The following is a 21684-nucleotide window of genomic DNA, read 5'->3' as shown; positions in this document are numbered from 1 at the left end:
GAGTACCCATTTGTTATTTCGGAGTACTCATTTGTTATTTCGGAGTACTCATTTGTTATTTCGGAGTACCCATTTGTTATTTCGGAGTACCCATTTGTTATTTCGGAGTACTCATTTGTTATTTCGGAGTACTCATTTGTTATTTCGGGGTACTCATAATGCACTCTACGAAACTACTAGAATTGAACCATAAACCTGTCAGTTCACAGATAAGGGCACTCTACTGCCGAGGCAAGGTCGGATCAAGTTATCCGGAAACTTCTCAACGTCTCCCCTCTATCAGGTTTCTGCGATGCGATCTGCTTTGCAGCAACGCTAGGCTAACGCCCCGCTTCGCTAACGCGATCGCTTTGGGCCCCTACTCATCCCTACTCAATCTTCCAATTAGGCGTATAACCAGAAGTAACTTGGCTATACATTTGCAAGACCGATGCAGAAATATGTCCTGAGAGTTTTGCGATCGCCCATAGCGCCCTTGTAAAATCATTTTCAATTGTTGAGAATTCGCAAGAGAAAAAAGTTTATGGCACATAAGTCCGGTCAAGACCCCTCGGAAATCACAGTGGCAACGGTTCATGAAGAACGAAAAGGCGCAACTTTCAGCGGTACGGTCATCCTTGGTATAGATCCTGAGGGTGGGGAAGTCGTTTTCTTTAGAGACTTTTTAATTGAAGATTATAAAGGCGAACTTACCGCAAATCTTGCAACAGATGGCGATATAACGAAAAGCATTGATTTAGGCGAACTCGATCATAAAAGCCCCAGTTTTAAGCTGCCAATTCCGCTGGGAACGGATACATTACCCTACAATACAGTCGTGTTGAGCGACAAAAAAAGCAAGAAAAAAATCCTGACGATCAATCTATAAAATTTGTAACTTAGCTCGTAGTTCAGCCAAATTCGATTGCCATCCTGTATAGATATCAAATGGCAGGGTGGTTTCATACGAAAAAAGAAAAATACATATGCCTTGATTTCTTATTTTGTAGCATGGCTTTTTACCCCTCTCCAAACCTCTCTCCGTTTCGGGGAGAGGCTTTGAAACCCAGTTTTAATTTTTCTCTGGTTGTATGAAACCACCCTGCCTGTATAGATATTAAATGGGTTCTATACATGGTAGCCCCTTAGCAAGGCGAGGGGAGCGTTTGCTTTACTCAAATGCGGGATGGAGTTCTTTATTTTTGATTTATGCAAGAGGCCTAAGGAATAGTCTCGCTGGAATAGAATTGCAGTGCTATTATGTGTTATTTGTATTTTCGACAATTAAAAAATTAAGTAATTAAACGTGCAATTGGCTCTTAATTGCCTACTTTGGGGGGAAGGTTAAGGCTGACCCAGTGCGATAGGATGAGGCTGAATTAGCACATTCGCCCTGAGTTTGCGCCAATTATTTTGGCAAAAAACGATCAAAATCCCTGTTAATAAAAGGATCTCTGCTTTCTATCCATGAATTTCCCCCCCCCAGAGAAAATTCATTTGCACCGCCTCCAAATGAACCGATCAATCTAGAGCAATTCCCTAAAACCGATGCTCCCTTTCCGATTGTTGGCATCGCTGCTTCTGCTGGGGGATTAGAGGCATTTACAGAACTCATTGCTCACTTGCCCGCGGATACGGGCATGGCGTTTGTGCTAATTCAGCACTTATCTCCTGACCACAAAAGCTTGCTGTCTGAAATTCTAGGCAAAGTCACTACCATGCCAGTGCAGCAGGTGGAAGACCGAATGATGGTCGAGCCAAACGAAGTGTATGTGATTCCACCTAATACTGAGATGACGATTGTCGATGGTATGCTGCACTTGGCTTCGCGTCAGAAGATTGACGGCAGATATCTGCCGGGGGATGCGTTTTTTAAATCATTGGCAGCCGATCGCGGCACCAAAGCGATCGCCATCGTGCTATCGGGTATGGATGGAGACGGTTCTCAGGGGTTGAAAGCGATCAAAGTAGCTGGTGGGGTGACGTTTGCTCAGTGTGAAGACACGGCAAGGTTTGACAGTATGCCGAGTACTGCTGTGGCAACTGGGAACGTTGATTTTGTGCTGCCGCCAAAAGCGATCGCTAAACAAATAGCTGCCCTCAGTCGCAGCCGCTTTTTGTTATACTCAGAGCCACTGCAAGTTATAGAGAATTTCTCCGAACCAGGCGATGCGCTGACCCGAATTTTTGCCCTGCTGCGAACAACGACGGGCGTTGACTTCACCGCTTATAAGCCCAGTACGATCGATCGTCGAATGCAGCGACGGATGCTGCTCTATAAGCTAGAAACCCTAGAAGACTACGCTTTGTATATACAAGCACATCCGGCTGAAGTGCAAGCACTGTATGAAGAAATTCTGATTCACGTCACTAGTTTCTTTCGTGACCCGGAAACGTTTGAGCAGTTAAAAGCGCAGGTTTTTCCGGCGATTAGCCAAAACAAAACCGCAGCAAAACCGATTCGGGTTTGGGTGGCAGGCTGCTCAACCGGAGAAGAAGTCTACTCGATCGCCATCTGCTTGTTAGAGTTTTTTAGCGATCGCGCCACCGTGCCGCCGATTCAGATTTTTGCTACCGATATTAGCAAAGCCGCCATCGACAAAGCTAGAGCCGGCTTCTACTTAGACAGCCAAATGGAGGGCGTTTCCCTGGAGCGCCGCGATCGCTTCTTTGTGCCTTTGGAAAGCGGGGGCTATCAAATCAGCAGCGCAATTCGTGAACTGTGTGTGTTTGCTCATCACAACTTAGGCGGCGACCCGCCTTTCTCGAATCTCGATCTGATTACCTGCCGGAACGTACTGATCTATCTATCCGATTTGTTGCAAGAGCGAATCATGTCGCTGTTTCACTACAGCCTCAACCCAACGGGCTTTCTGGTCTTGGGTACTTCAGAGAGCATCAAAACTTCCTCAGAATTGTTTACTTCTGTAGATGAAGCGGCGAAGATTTATGGAAAGAAGCTGACTTCGACGCGATCGCTGTTTTCGTTTACGATTCCTCCTTTGCCCTTTGTCAGCGTCATTCATCGGGATCGCGTCACTGAAACCATCGCCAGTACGTTGGATCTGGCACGAGAAATCGATCGGCTGATTTCAAATCGCTATGCGCCTGTCTCTGTTGTTGTTAACGACCAAATGCAGATTTTGTCTGTGCGTGGAGACACCGATCACTACCTGAAACTGACCCCTGGCAGCATCGACTTAAACTTGCTGCTGATGGCGCGAGAAGGATTGGCGATGGCGCTGCGGATGGCAATTTATCAAGCTCAAACGCAAAACGTTTCGGTTCGACAAGAACGAATTGAGATTAAATCGGGTGAGCAATCCACGTTTCTCAATCTGGAAGTGATGCCGTTTCAGCCGACAACGGCAAACGCGGTTTATTTTCTAGTGATTTTTGAAGCAGTTTTACCTTTGGCTACTCCCCTCACTTCCACCCTGACTGAGCGGCGAGAGCTAGAAGACTTAGAGCGTGAAGTGATGCAGCTTAGGCAGTCGCTAGCCGCCGCAACGCAACGCGAACTTTCGGCGCAAGCCCATCTGCAAGCGGTCATTCAAGAACAGAACTATCTCAACCAAAGCCTGCGCGTAGCGAACGAAGAAATCCTGTCGAGCAACGAGGAGTTGCAAAGCACGAACGAAGAACTTCAAACGGCGAAAGAAGAAATTCAAGCCACTAACGAAGAACTTTCCACAACAAACGATGAACTTCGTAGCCGCAATCTGCAACAAAACCGAGACAATAGCGACCTGAACAACTTCATTGAGAGCATCAGTGTCCCCATTTTAATGCTGACCAATGATTTGAGAATTCGCCGCTTTACACCTGCCGCGCAGCGCTTGTTCAATTTCATTGTTGCCGATGTCGGCCGACCGTTTCACGACCTCCGCACTGATTTTGACGTTTCTCATTTAGAAGCGATGACTTTAGAGGTACTGGAGACGCTCAACACCAAAGAACAGGAGATCCAAACTCAAGCAGGCTACTGGTATGCGCTCCGCATTCGCCCTTATCGCACGACGGAAAATCAAATTGACGGGGTAACTATGGTTTTCCTCGACATCAACGCGCTCAAATCCCATGCCGAAGTGTTAGAAATTGCTCGTAACTATGCAGAAGCGATCGTCGAAACCGTGCAGATCCCGCTACTCGTGTTACACTCCGATCTGCGGGTGAACACGGTCAATAAAGCGTTCTACAAGATGTTTCAGGTTACTCAAGCTGAAACCGAGCGAGCCTTCTTGTTTGAGCTAGGCAATCAGCAGTGGAATATTCCCGAACTGCGAGCGATTCTAGAAGACGTGTTAATCAACGATCGTCAAGTTCAAAATTTTGAGGTAGAGCATTATTTTGAAGGCATTGGGCAAAAAACCATGCTGCTCAATGCCTGCAAGCTGCAACGAGACGACCAGACGGACATGATTTTGCTGGCGATTTCAGACATCACCAATCGCAAGCAGTTTGAAGTGGAGCGATCGCGGCTATTAGAACAAGAGCAAGTCGCCCGTCAGCAGGCAGAAGCCGCCAACCGAGCCAAAGATGAATTTGTCTCGAACCTCTCCCATGAACTCCGAAACCCGCTCAACGCCATGCTGGGTTGGGCAAAAATGCTTCGCACGCGCAACCTGAGTGCAGCGATGGTCACTCATGCCTTAGAAGTTATCGAGCGCAGTGCAAAATTGCAATCTCAACTGATTGAAGATATTCTCGACATTTCCCGCATCACCAGCGGTAAGCTGCTTCTCAACACCCGTCTGATTGATTTAGGCGTGGTGATTCGAGCCGCGATCGAATCTATTCAACTCTCAGCCGAAGCCAAGAACATTCAACTTGTTGCACACTTGAATCGTGCAATGGTCGTTGGGGATATCAATCGCTTACAGCAAGTCTTGTGGAATCTGCTCTCCAACGCCATCAAGTTCACGCCGTCAGGTGGACGAGTCGAAATTGTGCTTGAGTCGATCGGGACTCAGGCTCAAATTCAAGTCAGTGACACCGGACAAGGAATTAAGGCGGACTTGTTACCCCACGTTTTCGAGCGGTTTCGTCAAGGAGACTCCAGCACCACCAAGGCAAAAGCAGGGCTGGGATTGGGGCTAGCGATCGTGCGTCATCTGATCGAACTGCACGGCGGCACGGTGCAGGCGGAAAGTCTAGGTGAGGGGCAAGGCGCGACATTCACCGTTCGGCTGCCGCTACAGAATCTCACCTCAGAGGTGACATCAACGAGTGATGTAGAGCCGATGGCATTGATAGAAGCGGTCAATACTTCGGCTGAAGCTGTGCCTACTTTAACAGGATTGTGCGTTTTAGCCGTAGACGATGAAGTTGATACCTGCGATCTGTTCAGATTTGTGCTGGAAAGCTATGGGGCCCAAGTACTAACCGCCGCATCGGCTAGAGCAGCCTTATCTGCTCTTTGCGAAGACCCCAATCGATTCAATGTGCTGATTTGCGATATTGGGATGCCCGAAAACGACGGTTACTGGCTGATTCGGCAAGTGCGATCGCTCAGTGCCGAAGCGGGCGGGCAAATTCCAGCCGTTGCCCTTACTGCCTACGCAAGCGAGGCAGAACGACACAAAGCGATCGAAGCTGGCTTTCAAGTACACGTTGCTAAACCCGTTGAACCTGTTCAATTGGCATGGATCGTGGCAAATTTGGCGGGACGAGCTTAGGGATTTTTGAAGGGGGCAGGTGGCAGGGGGGGCAGGGGAGGCAGGGGGGCAGGGGGGCAGGGGAGGCAGGGGGTAGGGGGCAGCAGTTCTGATTCACGGTATCTGGAAAACCTCTCTCTAAATCTCTCTCCTAAAAGGCTAAGGTTTACACACAAGTCAAATTACCCCCCTTAATCCCCCCTTATAAAGCAGGGCTGTTTCATTCCCTAAAAGTCCTTAATTTACAAGCGTATCAGTCAAAAAAATCAGGTTGTTAACAATCCAATTCAGACAAAAACCAGGCGATCGCACTTAAATTTATCGGTTGAAGCCGTAATTTTTCGATTACCAACTTACTCAAATTTTTGGCTGATACTGTTGACAAAATCGCGATCTGAACGAATGAAACAGCCCTGCCTTATAAAGGGGGGAAAAAGAAATCTAGTTCCCTCCCCTTTACAAGGGGAGGGTTAGGGTGGGGTAATTCGAGGACTGGTAGTGATTCGATAACTTGTGTGTACACCGTAGCCTAAAAGGAGAGAGACTTTGAATTTTCCCCCTTCCCGCCACGGGTTGGGGGTTAGGGGTTAGGGGGTTAGGTCAATCGTTGGCTTTTCCACATATAGCCGTAGCCACATAGGTTAGGACATTTTGAAAACCTCAAGGCTAGGAATAGTAATACTTTTACCTCCAGCCTCCAGCCTCCAGCCTTCTGCCTCCTGCTATAACGTGAAAAGTCAGGGCAGCAGTTCTCTACGAGATGCTGCGCTCTACCTCTTAACCAAGTCGGCGATCGCCTCAACCAGCTTTACTGGCTCGATTGGCTTCGGAATATGACCTTGAAAACCTGCTTCTATAGCCTTTTGATAGTTAATTTCTCCAGCATAAGCTGTTAGGGCGATCGCTGGAATCTTCCCGCCCTGTTGGTACGGCAAGGTTCTCAGCTGGCGCAGCAACATATAGCCATCCATTTCTGGCATCCCAATATCGCTGAGTAGCACGTCTGCTCTGTACTTGCTTAAAGTGGCGAGGGCTTCAAAGGCTGAGGTTACAGTTGTTACATTCGCCCCATACATCTCTAGCATGAAAGCAATAAACTCGCGTGTATCTGCATTATCATCTACCAGCAAAACTTTGATGTCATGCAAATTTAAAGATGGCTCAGACGGTTTACTGTCCGCGTTCATCTGGGGTAGAGTTGACATGAGCGGAAGTTTCACAGTAAAGGTTGCCCCCTGACCTTCACCTGGACTTTCTACCTGAACAGTTCCGCCATGCAATTCGACTAAGTGACGAGCGATCGCTAACCCTAACCCCAGTCCACCAAACTTTCTGGTTGTAGCACCATCTGCTTGGCGGAAGTATTCAAATACATAGGGGAGGAAGTTAGGGTGAATTCCTTGACCTGTATCGATAACAGTGACTTCGGCAAAAGAGTTAACTTGTTTAAGATGAATATCCACTCGTCCCCCGATGTCAGTAAACTTAATCGCGTTCGAGACGAGATTCCAAATCACTTGCTGTAATCGGTTCGGATCGCCCAAAACTTTCCCGACATTTGGTTCAAGCCTTACCTGAATTTGAATCGACTTGCTTTCAGCCGCCAGCTGCACAGTTTCCATTGCAGCTTGAATGATCGAGACTAAATTGACTGGGTAAACATTCAGGCTAAGTTTGCCTTGCAGAATTCGGGAAACATCCAGCAAGTCTTCAATCAATTCGGACTGCAACTTGGCATTGCGTTCGATCGCACTCAGGGCATAAGCAGTCTTAGCTTCGTCAAGTTTACAGGTTTGGAGCAGCTTAGACCAACCCAGAATCGGATTAAGGGGCGATCGCAATTCATGGGATAATACTGCCAAAAACTCATCTTTAATCCGGTTAGCTTGTTGCAATTGTTGAGCTTGTTGCTGGATTGAAGCCAGTAAATTTGCCCGCTCAATAGCGATCGCCATCTGCTCACAGGTCGATTGCAGCAGATCAATTTCTTCGGGAGTAAAACAGGTGCGGGTGCGGCTGGCAAAGGAGAGCGTCCCCAGTAAGCGTCCCTGCACAATCAACGGTTGTCCAGCAAAAGCCGTGATGCCAATTGAGTTGACAGGCTGCGCGTTGGGATGGGTAGAGATTTGCGATCTATCAAAGACAATTTGCTGCCGCTCTTGTGCCACCAGTCCGCAAAGATATTCACCAATTTCAATCCATTCCAGCGACTGAGCCATTGCCTCAGAGATCCCTCCATAGTTGCTCAGATGCAGCATTTGCTGGTTGTCTTTTACCTCAACCATGTAGTTGTAGTAATAATGTAACTCTAGCTGGGCTGAGAGCTTGTTAAATAAGTTATTCATCAACTGCATGGGATGTTCCGTGGCCAGTAAATCGCTGGTCGTTTCATACAGCAGATGCAGCCGTTCCTCTGCTCGTTTGCGTTCGGTGATGTCGAGTGCAGTTCCCAGGAACCTTACAGCTTGCTTGGATACCCCCTCTCCCTCAAATTGCACTTGCCCATTAGCGAATATCCACCGCTCAGTTCCATCGTTCCACACGATCCGATAGTCAATTTCATAAGTACCCGATGACATCGGGTCGAGCGCATTGCTGATGGTGTTAGCTACACGCTCCCGGTCATCTGGGTGGATGCGCTCTATCACCATCGCCAGAGGGATAATCGCGGTGTCATCCGGTTCGCCCCAAATCTCGCGCATTCGCTTGTCCAACTCCACAAGGTTTGTACTGGGGTCATAATGCCAAGTTCCAAGGCGACTGATGTTAACGGCAAGCCGGGCGCGTTCCTCACTCTGGTGTAGAGCTTTTTCAGTTTGTTTACGCTCGCTAATATCCTCTATTAAGCCGTCAATAATGGTTGTACCATCTACTTGGGTAAAAGTTGTACTAATTCGCACCCAAATGAAAGTACCATTGGCTCGTCGCAATTGCATCTCGCGATCGCGGATTTCGCTATTTTGCTTTAATTGGTTGAGAACTTGGGCATAGTCCAATGGTTGGAAATAAGCCTCAAGGGTTTGACTTGCTGGAATTTCAGTTAGAGAATCTAAACCCAACAGCCGCAAAAATGCGGGATTACCTTCGAGTAAAGTACCATCTGCTGTTAAGCGATAAATTCCCACATTTAAATTATTCAGCAAAGTTTGAAGGCGTGATTCTAGCCTGACTGCTTTACGTTGAGCTTCAGTCCGCTCTATTGCTCGGCGGACTGCTACGGGCAATCGAACATAGTGCTTAGGAGACTTGATAATGTAATCTTCCAACCCCGATTTCATCGCCTCAACGGCGACTTCCTGGGTGCCACTACCAGTAAACATTATTATTGGGCAATCGGGATAACGGTTTTTAATTGCCCGGATCACCTTTAAGCCATCACTCCAGCGTAATTGATAATCAGTTATTACTAAATCAAACTGTCCTGTTTCTAATGCTTGTTCCAAGTCTTTTGCTTGAGCAATTTCGTGAAACTGGAGGTCAAAAAATTCTTGCTCTAGTACATGAATCGCCAGTAGGCGATCATTCAAATTATCATCAATTAAAAGAATGCGTAACATTGAACTACATTACATTTATGTAAGGGTGACAGTGAAAAGAATGCCCAAAAAATGTTTAAACAGTTCCAAATTGGGGTCTTTCGTTAAAAATAATCCAGTGGAGATTAAGGGTTATAACAATTTCTACTAATTCATTAAAAATAACTGGCTTAACTATGTAAGCATTGACACCTATGTCATAGATATGATTAATGTCGGCATACTCTCTTGATGAGGTGAGAACTACAACAGGTAAGCGCTTGAGTTCTGGTTGCTGCCGTAACCACATCAAAACCTCAGCCCCGGATCTGCGGGGGAGTTTCAGATCGAGCAAGATTAGTACAGGCAAGGGATAACGAGTGCGATCGCCATAAGGTTCCTCCCCAGACAAATACAACACTGCTGCATCGCCATCATTTACCACCTGAAGTGGATTGACAATATTAGCCTTGCGGAGCGCGCGTTGCAGCAGCAGCACATCTTTGTGATTATCCTCTACAAGTAAAATAGTTTCTTGCTCTTTACTCATGAAATTTCCGTCTTTAAGGCAGGGGGCAGGAGGTCACTGAGTTTAGCCTGAGCGGCGTCGAAGGGCGTAGTCGAAGTGGGGCAGGGGGCAGGGGAAAGAAAGTTTTTCATAACTTACTGTGTGCCACAGGGTAAGGATTTTACACCAAATATTTAAGAGCGTAGAAAGAATTTTATGTTTGCCCGGAATCAAGGCGATTGAAAGATTTTAAGGATTTATATCTATAACTATAGGTAAATCTATCCAAAATCGGCTTCCCTGTCCAGGTTGGGATTCTACACCAACTTGCCCACCCATACGTTCGACTCCTTTGCGGACAATTGCTAAACCGATACCACTACCAGGATAAACTTCATAGCTGTGTAGGCGCTCAAAAGGATTGAAAATGCGTTTTTGGTGTGTTTTCTTAATACCAATGCCGTTGTCTTGCACCCATAAGCGAACCAATTTATTACGTTTCTCAGTCCATATCCGTAACTGAGGTTGAACTCCCGGTGCAACAAATTTGATCGCATTGGTTAGTAAATTGGTAACTACTTGAATCACAATAGTAGGGTTTCCCGTAACTTCAGCTAAAGGCTGTTCAACTTGCACTCTCGCCTGTTGCTGCGTTATTTCTAGTTCTAGCTGTCTCAGTATTTGTATCATCAATAAAGATAAATTAATAGGTTGTAATGGCATTTCAGTCCGGCTGAGGCGACTGTATTCAAGCAAATCTTGAACAAGCTTGTCTGCTTGCTGTGTACTTGCAATAATGCGCTGCAAATAGTCTTGTTGGTTCTCTAGGTTAGATTCCCTATCCTGGTTTTCTAGAAGGATTGAACCAAACATTTGGATAGCACGTAATGGTTCTCGCAAATCGTGAGAAATTGAATAAGTAAATGCTTCTAAATCTTGATTAACCACTGCTAAATCTCGATTTGCTGCTTTTAATTCAGCAGTACGCTCGCTGACTCGCTCCTCTAAAGTCTGGTTGAGTTGCTGAATTTCAATTTCAGCTTGTTTTCGAGATGTAATATCTTCAATTAAGCCATCTAGTACCTGTTCTCCCTCAACGATATTCAGGGCTATGCTTAATCCTACCCAGATCGGTCTTCCATCTGCTCGTTGTAATTCAATCTCTTCCTCTTGAGGTGGCGGCAGTTCTTGTAGTATTGAGTAGTATTCACTGATATTCAATAGATTCATCGCTGAGGCTTGGGATAATGAATCCAGCCTCAACAATTCCAGAAACGCTGGGTTACACTCAATGAAATTTCCATCTGGATAAGTACGAAATATACCTACTTTTAATTGGTTGAGCAAACCTTGGAGACGGATTTCAAGTAAGGTGGCTCGTCGTTTGATTTCTGCTCGTTCTAGTACAACTCGCACAGCAGCTGGTATGCGAATGTAGCGGTTGGGTAATTTGAGGACATAATCATCTAGCCCAGACTTCATTGCCTCTACCGCAATTTCTTCACTACCTGTGTTAGTAAACATAATCACTGGGCAGTTTGGATACTGTTGCTTAATTGTATATAAAACTTCTAGTCCAGTAGTCCAGCCCAGTTGATAGTCGGTAATGACCAAATCGAATTCACCTGCTGCTACTGCACTAGCAAAGCCAGAGGCTTCCCGAATTTCTTGAGGTTGAAATTGCGGAAATTCTCGCCTGAGTTCTCGGATCGTTAAGGCGCGATCGCCTGGATTATCATCAATTATCAGAATGCGGAGTACTTGCGTCATTCGTATCATTGCTATGAAGAACGGCTTTTGGCAGGGCAATCCAAAAGCGACTACCAGTACCTAATTGCGATTCTACTCCGGCTCGACCGTTCATTCGCTCTAATCCTTTGCGGACGATCGCTAAACCAATGCCAGTACCTGGATAGATTTCAACGCCATGCAGTCGTTCAAAAACCCGAAAAATCCGCTCTTGATGTTCTAACGCAATACCGATGCCGTTGTCCACAATCGATAATTGGATTGAATCTTGCTGTTCCTCTGCATAGATTTGTACTTTTGGTTGTATTCCAGGCTGCACAAATTTCATCGCATTGCTGAGTAAATTGGTTACTATCTGGACAAGGGTAGAGCGATGAGCCATCACTAGCGGCAAGGGTTTTGCCACCGTAACTTGTGCAAGCTGTTCCTGCACTTGTTTGCTGAGTTGTTTTAAAGCTTCTTCGACAACACTAGTTAAATCAACTTTTTGTATTTGAATTTGGGCACGGCTGAGGCGGCTATATGCTAAAAGTTCGGAAATTAGGGTGTCCATTTGGACTGCACCCTCTGTAATATATTGAATGTATTCTTGCCCAACCGAGTCTAGTTTGTCTGTATAATCTTCTTGCAATGCCTGAGCAAAGCCTTGCATAGTACGTAAAGGTGCCCGTAAATCGTGCGATATCGTGTAAGTAAAGGCTTCTAGCTCTTGATTTGTTTCTTGCAACTGTGCAGTACGCAGGGCAACACGCTGTTCTAGTTCCAAAGCGTAATTTTGAAGTTGTTCGCGTAGCAGAGATTGTTGGATAGCGATCGCTAACTGAGCCGCCACCTCTACCACAACATCTTGTGCTTGAGCATCAAAAACGGCTGTCTGAGTCGCCGCCAAGTTAAGTTCTCCTAGCAGCGTTTCTTCAACTAACATTGGAATCCGCAAACAACAACGCATTCCTGCCGAATGCAATTGTGCTAAAATAGGTGGGTAAAGCTTAACATTTGTCAAGTCTTTAACATAACTAAGGTTTTGTCGTAAGCTTTGCTCAGGCGCAAAGTCTGATACTGCCATCTTTGTACCTTCAAGCGGTTGTAATTCTTTAGTGCTGCTGCCTGCCACAATCTCAGCTGTGCCTGCCTCAAAATTAAACAAGGCAACGAATGCTTGCTCATAGGGTACTAACTGACGCATTCGTGTTAGCGCAGTTCGGACTAGAGATTTGATCGACTCAGCAGCTAAAATTGCTCGGTCAATACTATGTAAAGCGGCAAGCCTTTGGGCAGAAAGCTGAACATTTTCAGTTTGTACTTGCGCAGTTTTGAGAGCATTCTCGTAATTGTCAGACACATGGGCAATTTGCCGCCGAATATAAAAGGCAAGGACGCCACCAGCAGCAAGCGACAGGATTATGCTAGTAAAGATGACTCGCCCAGTATTCTGTTGGACTTTTTGGTTGCGCTGAGACCGTAGCTGTTCTTCAGTAGCAATAAAATCACTAATTTGATTTCGCATTACGTCCATGCGCTGTTTGCGAGCCTCAATTGCTGATAGGGGCTCAGTTTCACCTCTTTGTTTGCGAGCGATCGCTTGGGAAATAGATTTCTTCCAGCCTGTTTGCTCTGCCTTGATTTGCCTTAAGCGTTGACTTTGTTGGGGATTATCTGAAACTAAATCACCCAACTTATCAAAAGTAGTATAAATGGTAGAGTTAGCTTGCTGATAAGGTTCAAGAAATTCTGGCTTACTTGTGATCTGGTATCCACGTACTCCTGTCTCCAGATCCAGTAATAGTTTTTGTAAGCCATTTGCTCTGGCAATTACTTGGTCAGTGTGCTCAACCCAGTGCATAGCCCTGAGCAGGCGGTTAATTTGCCAGATTGAAACTCCTGACAATGACAATAACAGAATAATTGGCAGAGCGATCGCGCCGATCAGCCTACGTTTGAATGCAACTTGAGTAATTTGCAGCATTTACTTATGCTATAGCAGCACTTGTACAGTAAACGACACTATCTTGAAAATAACTTTGTTTACGTAGCTGCTTTGAACACGAACTTCAGAACTGTCTAGGGGAGAACACCAACTTCTGTTGTTATTAGACCTCTTGCAAAAGTGCTTTTTGCACTCTTAGGGTAAAGGTTAAAGGTTAAAGGGGAAAGGGAAAATAACAAACCTTTCCCCCTTTTCCCCAGAGGGAACCCCACCTTCCCCTTTTCCTGACAAATGCTAAGAAGTCTATTGTTTTTCCTCACATTTCTAGCTTCCGGCCAACCATATACCACAAACCCACGGCATAACGGATGTAATTGAGTTCTGTAAAACCTGCTTTTGCAAACTCGTACTCGAAGTTGAAATGGATAAAGTCATCCAACCACGGTTCTTGAAAAGAAGCACTGAGGGCGTATTCACCCCGATAGGTGTCAGCATATAGCACCCAACCTCCGGGTTTGGTGATCCGGTACATCTCCTTCAGAATTTTAGGCGTCCACTCTTTAGGTGTCTCGTGAAAGAGTAGTGATGATGTGACAAGATCGAAGGAGTTGTCAGGGTAGCCAGTGTTACGGGCGTCCACCTGCTCGAAGGATGCCTGCTCACTTAATCCAGCCTTGTTAAATTTGTGCTGACTAATCACCAGCATATAAGGTGAAACATCAGTAATGCGAAAGGTGGCCTGTGGAAACCGCTGTGCCAGTGCCAGCGCTCCACCAGCCGTACCTGCACCAAGCTCTAGCACCGTCTCAATTTGAGCGTCTTCAGGAATTAGTTCAGCCATTGTCTCGCGCAACTGCTGGCAACTAACATTGTGGCTGAGGGGAATAATGGCATCCATCGCAGCATCCCAGGCTAAACACGACTGAGGGTTAGTGTAGGAATCTGTTGACCCATGAATGGGAGCGTGGATATAGTCAGGGTAATATTCATGCTCAGTATGGTAGCTTTTGAGTTCCTCTTCCCAATTAATTGAGGCATATTCCTGCATTACTGAGGGCATCGCTGCGGTGATGCGTTGAATTACCTCGGTTCGATACGCTTGTTTTTTTTCTGCGTTCCATCTCGGCATAATCATCTCCTACTTACACTCGTTACTGGTGTTCCTAGATTCCAATCTGGGAACGAGAAATAAACTGCAAATACAATAGAGCAATACTTCGGACAGTTTTTAATTGAGACAATAAACCTCTTGCAAAAGTCACTTTTGCACTCTCGTGGGTAAAGGGGAAAGGTTAAAGGTTAAAGGTTTTTTGTTATTCCTTTCCCCCTTACCCTTTACCCTTTTCCCGACAAATGCCAAGAAGTCTAATTCACAACAAAGCTATCGCTCCATTAGGGTGCTGGTTAAAACAAACAAGCACCGGAACGATAGCTATATGTAAATTGTACAGAGTCTGCTAGAAAAAATAGGCGGTTTGGGCAAACCACAGATGAAGGAGTTAACAAAAGAATATTGTCATCCTAGTAATTTGCCAAGGAAACTTGGCTATTTATTGGGCAAGGGGGAAAGGGAAAAGATGTTTACTCCTTTAACCTTTAACCTTTCCCCTTTTCCCAGCCCTCACCTAACAATTTGGGGTTGGCAGACTACTAGTAATGTACCAACGTGCCAAGACAGTTTACTATATACAAGCCATCAGGGATTGAATGACTAAGTTTGTAAGCCACTTTAACTAACGATTGAACGGTGCTACTAGTGTAAAAGTGGCATCGTTTAAAAACAAGCTAGCACTGGTATACGGGTCAATATATAGCTTGAAGTTTCTGTGACGTATATAGTAAGTAGGAAAATTATATGACTGAAAAGAAACATTTGTTAAACTTGCTAAACCTGGTTTTATACAAAACGTTGCATCAGCTTTTAACTGTGCAGTATTGTCATTGCGATCTAATCTAATTTGAAAATTTTGATGTCTTAAGTAGTATCCTGGCAAATTTGAGGATTCAAATGAAACACAGTTAGAAGACGCTAGCCCTGACCTTACTCTAAAACTTGCGTCTCCTCTGTCTAGAGAACTTGAAATGGGGCTAACTTCGCCAAGGAAATTGCGATGACGAATATAGTAGCTACGAAGATTAAATGCTCGTATTGAGACAGATGGTTCAACAGGAGTTGACTCTGCGATCGCAGGATTAATTGATGTAGAAATAGATATAGGAAGCGCTGATAAGGTTAGCGCTAGTGCAAAGAGGTTATTTTTCATGGCTACAATCTTTTTAGATGACCATTGAACAAAACAATGCTCTTACTTAAGAAGTATAGTATTAATTATAAAAATGCTAAAAATTAGTTAGAAATATTCACATAACTCGTCTTAAGCTTAAAGCTTCGTGCGATGAAAATACTCTTATTAATTGCTGCATTAATACTGAGCTAATGAGACTCTAAAAAAACAAATGTTACGTAAAATTATGTTTATATGAAAGTTAAAGATTGAACCAAGTATGAGGGCTGAATGTTACTAAAATAGGCATTTCAGCTTTTGTTAATGCCATTGGCATCAACGCGCTAGGGGTGCAAGACCTTGCGCCCCTACGACAAGTATGGTTCAAATACATGAAAACTACTGTAAATTAACTCTCATGCCCATTAGTCTGCCTAAGTAATGGGGATTGTGACATTCCCTAATATCTTGGAGCGGCAGATGTAAATAAAGCTAATACCAATTTGGGAAAAGAACACAACAGATACCTGAGTAGGGGTGCGCAGCTACCTGTATGCCCCTACAAGTAATCCATCTGTCGCAAAGATTAATTAAATTGGTATAACTGTTTAAATTTAAGTAAATACTGAAAAAAATCTGAAAAATTCCGCTAAAGTCTTATTTAAAACAAACTTTATTCTTTCTACAAATGAATATAGAAGAAGCATTAGTAATTTTAGATACATTCCTTGAACATGGCTTAAGTGATGTTCAAGAAATAGTATTTCGTAAAGCTTGGGAAGGGCAAACTTATCCAGATATCGCCGAAAGCTGTGGTTATGATGCCAATTATATAAAAGATGTTGGTTCCAAGTTATGGAAGCTACTTTCACAGGCTTTCGGGGAAGAGGTGACAAAAAGTAATTTTCGCTCAGTATTGAGACGGCGAAGCCTTGGGCGGGCTTTGCCTACGCAAAATAGCGTTTTGTCGGAAAAACTACAACCTGTGCCAGCAGTCTTGAGACAGTCTCAGCCAGCAAGCAGAACCAAAGATGGAATATCAGGGTCTTCTTTAACAATCGAAAAGCAAGACGAGAGAAAAACCCCAGTCCCTAATCCCGACTTCTTAGAAAATCCTGGTGGCTCAGTGCCGCTCAATTCCTTTTTTTACATAGAGCGTCCGCCAATTGAAGAACGCACATATACCGAAATCAACAAACCTGGAAGTCTAATCAGAATCAAAGCCCCCAGCAAAATGGGAAAAACATCCCTAATGCACAGAATTCTTACTCATGCCAAACAGACTGGGGTACACACCGTACAGATCGGTTTACAAAGAGCAGATAGTCAAGTTTTCACTAGCTTAGACAAATTCTTACGCTGGTTTTGTGCGAATATCAGCCGACAGTTGAACCTAGAGATCAGACTGGATGATTATTGGGATGAGGATATTGGCAGCAAAGTTAGCTGCACATTGTATTTACAAGAGTATGTGCTAGAAAAAATCGACGCTCCGGTAGTCTTAGCTTTGGATGAAGTGAATCAAATTTTCGAGTATCCAGAAATCTCTAGGGATTTTCTCCCACTACTGCGTTCTTGGTATGAAGATGCTTCCGAATTAGAAATTTGGCAAAAACTCCGATTAGTAGTAGTTCATGCCACTGAAGCTTATATGCCATTAGATATTAATCAATCCCCTTTCAATGTGGGATTACCGATTAAGTTACCAGAATTTAGTTTAGAGCAGATGCAGGATTTGGCAGTGCGTCATGGACTCGATTGGGCCAAAGGTGAGAAAGGTTTGGAAAAGCTGGCTCCTCTACGAGCAATGATTGGTGGTCATCCTTATTTAGCTCGTCTGGCTTTTTATAACCTGGGAAATCAAGCAGTAACCCTAGAGGAGCTATTACAAGAGGCTCCGACAATTGCCGGCATCTACAGCAACTATTTACGGCATCATCTAGCAAATCTTCAAGAACATCCCGAACTGGCGATCGCACTCAAACGGGTAGTTACCTCTCCCACAAGTGTGCAACTAGAAGCGATCGCTGCTTATAAATTAGAAAGTATGGGTTTGGTAAAACTTGAAGGAAATCAGGCAATGCCTAGCTGTGATTTGTATCAGCTATATTTCCAAGAGCAATTAACCTAAATGCTATGAATAAGTACGAATATCAAATTGGCGGTAGTCTCAAAGTCGATGCTCCTAGCTATGTAGAACGGCAGGCTGACTTTGAACTTTATAATGCTTTAATTCAAGGTGAATTTTGTTATGTATTTAGTTCCCGACAAATGGGTAAATCTAGTTTGCGGTTACAAACGAGACATCGATTAGAACAAGCTGGCTATAGTTGTGCTTCTATCGATATGACTCGGATCGGTAATGGCAATATTACTCCTGCTCAGTGGTATAAGGGCATAGTGGTTGACTTATTAAGGAGCTTTAATCTCTTTAGCAAAGTTAATATAAAATCCTGGTGGTCAGAGCGTGAAGATTTACCTGCATTACAACGATTGAGCCAATTTGTGGAAGACATTTTGTTAGTTGAACTAAAAACTGAAAAAATATTTATTTTTATTGATGAAATTGATAGTGTTTTAGGCTTGAATTTCCCGGTAGTAGATTTTTTTACTTTAATTCGCTCATGCTACAATCAACGAGCCGAAAATCCACAATATAACCGTCTAACTTGGGCATTATTCGGAGTCGCAACGCCTTCAGATTTGATTGCCGATCGCAACTGTACGCCATTTAATATTGGTAAATCTATTGAATTGCACGGTTTTAATTTATCGGAAGTTCAGCCATTAGCCGCAGGTTTAGAAAGTAAAGTAGCTAATCCAATGGCAGTTCTCAAAGAAATTTTGGCTTGGACAAATGGTCAGCCATTTCTGACTCAAAAACTATGTCAAATAGTGGTGCAAGAAAGAAACTCTGGAAGCAAAGATGTTCAGGAACACAGAAGCATAGAAGTTGACGAGCGTTATAAATTGGATAATCATTTACCGATTATTAATCAACATTTGATAAATTTTTATTATCAATTTCCTTTGTTAATTTTAGAAAAACTAGTGCAAACCCATATTATAGAGAAATGGGAAGCAAAAGACGATCCAGAGCATTTGAAAACAATCCGCGATCGCCTGCTGATCAATGAACAGCGTGCTGGAGGTTTACTAGGATTGTACCAGCAAATTTTACAAGGTATTCAGATAGCTAGTGATGATGGAGAAGAACAAATAGAACTGCTGTTATCGGGGTTAGTAACCAAGCACCAAGGGCAATTAATAGTAAAGAACCGGATTTATGAAGAAGTTTTTAACCAAGCTTGGGTAGAAAAACAATTAGCAAAATTACGGCCATATTCCCAAGCATTCAACGCTTGGATAGCCTCAGAGCATCGTGATAATTCCCGACTATTACGCGGGACAGCTTTACATGAAGCTTTAGCTTGGTCGCAAGGCAAAAGCTTGAGTGATTTAGATTATCAGTTTTTAGCAGCTAGCCAAGAATGCGATCGCCGAGAAGTTGAGACGTGGTTAGAAGCAGAACGAACTAAAGAAGTTAAAGCTCGACTAGTTCAAGAGCAAAAAGCAGCTAGATTTCAAAGATTATTTTTTATAGGCGCATTCGGTTGGGCATTGATAGTTGTTTTAGGACTGGGAATGGTGACTTTTGAGTATAAAAAGCACTGTTCAGTGACCTCAAAGCAATTACTAGATCAACCTTGAACCGAACGCAAAATTATGCTGCATCAAATATGTATGCGCTTGAAAAAATTTTTCAGCACGACCTCTTGACTCTCCAGCTAACTGGAGCAAATTCCCCAATTTAGGGGCAGCCGCTATATTACTCTTGAACGTGCTCAAACAGTATTTTGAGATATTTATCTAAAGATTTAGCAGGTGTTTCTTTCCGCCACACGGCAGCCGATCGGGCGTAGTGTATTGGATGATGGAGTGGTATAAACACAACTTGGGGATGAGGCAGTGCTTCCGCTTCGTTCGGCATGATAGCTACCCCTTGCCCTGCTGCAACTAAAGCAATCATTGAGGCATGGCTATCGGCAAAGATGTGCAGATTTGGTGTGAAGCCAGCGCGGTGGCAAGTGTCGCAGATACGATCGTTCCGCCCAGGAAACTTTTCTTCAGACATCCCGATAAATTTTTCAGATGCAAGTTCAGCTAGATTAATTGAGGTTCGATGTGCAAGCGAATGTCTATCCGGTAACAGAGCAGCAACAGGAACTTTCTTGATACATTTGACTGTAAACTCTTCTTCTAACTCATCGGGCGGATTGCCCATAAAAGCAATATCAATCGCACCATTTCGCAATGCTCTAACTTGCTCGCTAGGCGGCATTTCTTGCAAACGCACGGCAACTTCAGGATAGGCATGTCCAAAACTGTAGAGGGTTTGACCAAGAAAAGTCTGGAGGATGGTTGGGATGTAGCCGACAACTAAAGGCTCATCTGTATTACTGTAATGAGTCTTGATAGTTTGCACAGCCACATGACTACGATTCAAAATATCTTTTGCTTGTTCAAGAAAGAATTTCCCTGCTTCTGTAAGTGTCAATCCATCAGATTGTCTGAGAAACAGCACAACACTCAGTTCATCTTCCAGGTTTTTGATTTGACGGCTTAACGCAGGCTGGGAAATATATAGCCGAACGGCAGCACGACTAAAGTTGAGTTCTTCTGCAACGGTGACAAAATATTTCAGATGCCGTAATTCCATAAATTGTATTGGGTATACCTAAATGTTATAGTTAACATAATTATAAAGCCTTAGTGTTTAATTGACTTTTAACACTTTATATATATAAAAAATTATTTTCTCAATTGCTAAAATACGGATTTTTGTAAGATACAAAATATTTTAAAAGTAGAACGGTGTAAAAAAACAAAACTATGTAAATAAAAACAAAATAGACTCAAACTCCTTTTCATATTGCTTTCTAGGCGATGGTTTTAACCTTAATTTAAGGATAAATATTCTGAAAAATATAGTTAAGAACAAAATCAATCAAGAGTTTTATCGGATATTTTTTTAAAATTTGATTTACTTCTTTATGAAAACTTCATATATAATTTTTCTCTGGTAACGATATATTATTAAAGTCTTTCTTAGAAAGCCAATAGTAAGACTAAAAGGTTGTTTCCAAATTCATTAGCGATGTATTGAATACTTTTATATCTCCCTCAATCCACGTTCCTTGCTACAAATTAGAAAACCTAACAAACACAATGAGTCCCTTTTAAAAGAGGCAATTTGAGAGGTTTAGTCGTTAAAAAAGGGGGGCTAGTGGAGGATAAAGAAGTGTCTAAAATCAGAGCTTACAACTTTTCAAACATCCTTGAAAAGAACATATTTGTGCTTGTTCTATAGGTCTTGCACATTTGTTCTGAAACTTTAACTTTTCAAAGATAAAGCGATTACAACAATAGAGAGTTTGACTCATGCTAGATATAACAGGTGATACGTCTTCTGCTTTAAGAACTAATAACTTCGTTGTAAATAGTCTTTCAGACGTAGTTAATTCCCATGATGGTCTGACAAGTCTGCGGGAAGCAGTTATCGCTGCTAACGCTTTGAGTGGAAGCAACACGATCAAGTTTGATTTGGCAGAAGGTTCAACAATCGAATTGACCCAGCAGCTAGATATTCTGGACGACTTAGTTATCAAGGGATTGGGAGTACAAAATTTAACCATCAGCGGCGATTCAGCTTTCAATAATCTGTTCATTAACAGCGCAAATGTTGCGATCGACGGCTTGACCTTCGCTGATGGTAAGAACAGCATTAGTGTGGGTAGTGGTGTTAACCTAACGGTCACAGACAGCCTTTTTTGCAACAACGCAGAGGATGGTATTAATATCAGCGGCAGCAGTAACACTGTTACAGTTAAGAATTCGTCTTTGAGCAACAATACTGATGACGGTATTGACGTGAATGCTACTGACAACACCCTGAAGGTTTTCGGCTCAAGCATCGCTAACAATGGCGCTAATGGTATTGAAATTGATGCTACTAAGAGTACCCTGACAGTCAGTGGTAGCAGCTTGACTGGCAACACTGGCGATGGAATCAGATTCGATCAAGGCGGTAACAACTCGCTGACCATTGCCAATACCTCACTTA

Annotated in this window: 13 protein-coding genes; 5 read left to right on the top strand and 8 right to left on the bottom strand. The window is 43.7% G+C overall.

What is annotated here, in order from left to right:
* The first annotated feature begins 523 nt into the window (after positions 1-523).
* Positions 524-868 carry a hypothetical protein gene (locus RMY27_RS14965; RefSeq protein WP_322664431.1) on the top strand — a complete coding sequence of 115 codons (345 nt, stop codon included), beginning with the start codon at positions 524-526 and terminating at the stop codon, positions 866-868.
* A gap of 519 nt (positions 869-1387) precedes the next feature.
* On the opposite strand, the gene RMY27_RS14960 is transcribed toward RMY27_RS14965, so the two are convergent.
* Entirely contained in the window at positions 1388-1594 is a 207-nt protein-coding gene (locus RMY27_RS14960) for a hypothetical protein (protein ID WP_322664430.1), read from the bottom strand.
* Here RMY27_RS14960 and RMY27_RS14955 point away from each other — a divergent pair.
* Positions 1500-5657 (top strand): CheR family methyltransferase, encoded by a 4158-nt coding sequence (locus RMY27_RS14955; protein ID WP_322664437.1) that lies wholly within the window; start codon positions 1500-1502, stop codon positions 5655-5657. The two genes, RMY27_RS14960 and RMY27_RS14955, sit on opposite strands and share 95 nt — an antisense overlap.
* A 749-nt stretch (positions 5658-6406) precedes the next feature.
* Here RMY27_RS14955 and RMY27_RS14950 read toward each other — a convergent pair.
* The 6 genes from RMY27_RS14950 to RMY27_RS14925 form a co-directional block, all read right to left on the bottom strand.
* A complete protein-coding gene (locus RMY27_RS14950; RefSeq protein WP_322664429.1) occupies positions 6407-9193 on the bottom strand; it encodes a response regulator in 2787 nt (928 codons plus the stop codon).
* A gap of 55 nt (positions 9194-9248) precedes the next feature.
* Positions 9249-9701 (bottom strand): response regulator, encoded by a 453-nt coding sequence (locus RMY27_RS14945; RefSeq protein ID WP_322664428.1) that lies wholly within the window; start codon positions 9699-9701, stop codon positions 9249-9251.
* A 207-nt stretch (positions 9702-9908) separates the two neighbouring features.
* A complete protein-coding gene (locus RMY27_RS14940; protein WP_322664426.1) occupies positions 9909-11429 on the bottom strand; it encodes a sensor histidine kinase in 1521 nt (506 codons plus the stop codon).
* Positions 11398-13374 carry a CHASE3 domain-containing protein gene (locus RMY27_RS14935; protein WP_322664424.1) on the bottom strand — a complete coding sequence of 659 codons (1977 nt, stop codon included), beginning with the start codon at positions 13372-13374 and terminating at the stop codon, positions 11398-11400. Before RMY27_RS14935 ends, RMY27_RS14940 begins: the two co-directional genes overlap by 32 nt.
* Positions 13375-13651: 277 nt before the next feature.
* Positions 13652-14464, bottom strand: a complete 813-nt coding sequence (locus RMY27_RS14930) for a class I SAM-dependent methyltransferase (RefSeq protein WP_322664422.1) — start codon at positions 14462-14464, stop codon at positions 13652-13654.
* 604 nt (positions 14465-15068) lie between these two features.
* Positions 15069-15599: an AbfB domain-containing protein gene (locus RMY27_RS14925; RefSeq protein WP_322664420.1), complete on the bottom strand. Its 531-nt coding sequence runs from the start codon at positions 15597-15599 to the stop codon at positions 15069-15071.
* A 649-nt stretch (positions 15600-16248) separates the two neighbouring features.
* On the opposite strand from RMY27_RS14925, the gene RMY27_RS14920 reads away from it, so the two are divergent.
* Positions 16249-17691 (top strand): AAA-like domain-containing protein, encoded by a 1443-nt coding sequence (locus RMY27_RS14920; protein ID WP_322664418.1) that lies wholly within the window; start codon positions 16249-16251, stop codon positions 17689-17691.
* 5 nt (positions 17692-17696) lie between these two features.
* Positions 17697-19271 (top strand): AAA-like domain-containing protein, encoded by a 1575-nt coding sequence (locus RMY27_RS14915; protein ID WP_322664417.1) that lies wholly within the window; start codon positions 17697-17699, stop codon positions 19269-19271.
* Positions 19272-19389: 118 nt separating this feature from the next.
* Here the strand turns inward: RMY27_RS14915 and RMY27_RS14910 are convergent, their stop codons facing one another.
* Positions 19390-20280: a LysR family transcriptional regulator gene (locus RMY27_RS14910; RefSeq protein ID WP_322664414.1), complete on the bottom strand. Its 891-nt coding sequence runs from the start codon at positions 20278-20280 to the stop codon at positions 19390-19392.
* A 722-nt stretch (positions 20281-21002) separates the two neighbouring features.
* Between RMY27_RS14910 and RMY27_RS14905 the strand changes: the two genes are divergently transcribed.
* The coding region (locus tag RMY27_RS14905; protein WP_322664412.1) for a right-handed parallel beta-helix repeat-containing protein at positions 21003-21684 on the top strand (682 nt) is incomplete at its 3' end.

This window comes from Nostoc sp. DedQUE09 (assembly GCF_034530915.1).
Taxonomy (GTDB): domain Bacteria; phylum Cyanobacteriota; class Cyanobacteriia; order Cyanobacteriales; family Nostocaceae; genus Nostoc.
This window is presented reverse-complemented; position numbering and strand designations above follow the sequence as displayed.

What these genes read in the sequence shown, in the direction of transcription:
- RMY27_RS14965 (WP_322664431.1), top strand. Translation starts at nt 524, where the DNA reads ATGGCACATAAGTCCGGTCAAGACCCCTCGGAAATCACAGTGGCAACG.
- RMY27_RS14960 (WP_322664430.1), bottom strand. Translation starts at nt 1,594, where the DNA reads ATGAGTTCTGTAAATGCCTCTAATCCCCCAGCAGAAGCAGCGATGCCA.
- RMY27_RS14950 (WP_322664429.1), bottom strand. Translation starts at nt 9,193, where the DNA reads ATGTTACGCATTCTTTTAATTGATGATAATTTGAATGATCGCCTACTG.
- RMY27_RS14945 (WP_322664428.1), bottom strand. Translation starts at nt 9,701, where the DNA reads ATGAGTAAAGAGCAAGAAACTATTTTACTTGTAGAGGATAATCACAAA.
- RMY27_RS14940 (WP_322664426.1), bottom strand. Translation starts at nt 11,429, where the DNA reads ATGACGCAAGTACTCCGCATTCTGATAATTGATGATAATCCAGGCGAT.
- RMY27_RS14935 (WP_322664424.1), bottom strand. Translation starts at nt 13,374, where the DNA reads ATGCTGCAAATTACTCAAGTTGCATTCAAACGTAGGCTGATCGGCGCG.
- RMY27_RS14930 (WP_322664422.1), bottom strand. Translation starts at nt 14,464, where the DNA reads ATGCCGAGATGGAACGCAGAAAAAAAACAAGCGTATCGAACCGAGGTA.
- RMY27_RS14925 (WP_322664420.1), bottom strand. Translation starts at nt 15,599, where the DNA reads ATGAAAAATAACCTCTTTGCACTAGCGCTAACCTTATCAGCGCTTCCT.
- RMY27_RS14920 (WP_322664418.1), top strand. Translation starts at nt 16,249, where the DNA reads ATGAATATAGAAGAAGCATTAGTAATTTTAGATACATTCCTTGAACAT.
- RMY27_RS14915 (WP_322664417.1), top strand. Translation starts at nt 17,697, where the DNA reads ATGAATAAGTACGAATATCAAATTGGCGGTAGTCTCAAAGTCGATGCT.
- RMY27_RS14910 (WP_322664414.1), bottom strand. Translation starts at nt 20,280, where the DNA reads ATGGAATTACGGCATCTGAAATATTTTGTCACCGTTGCAGAAGAACTC.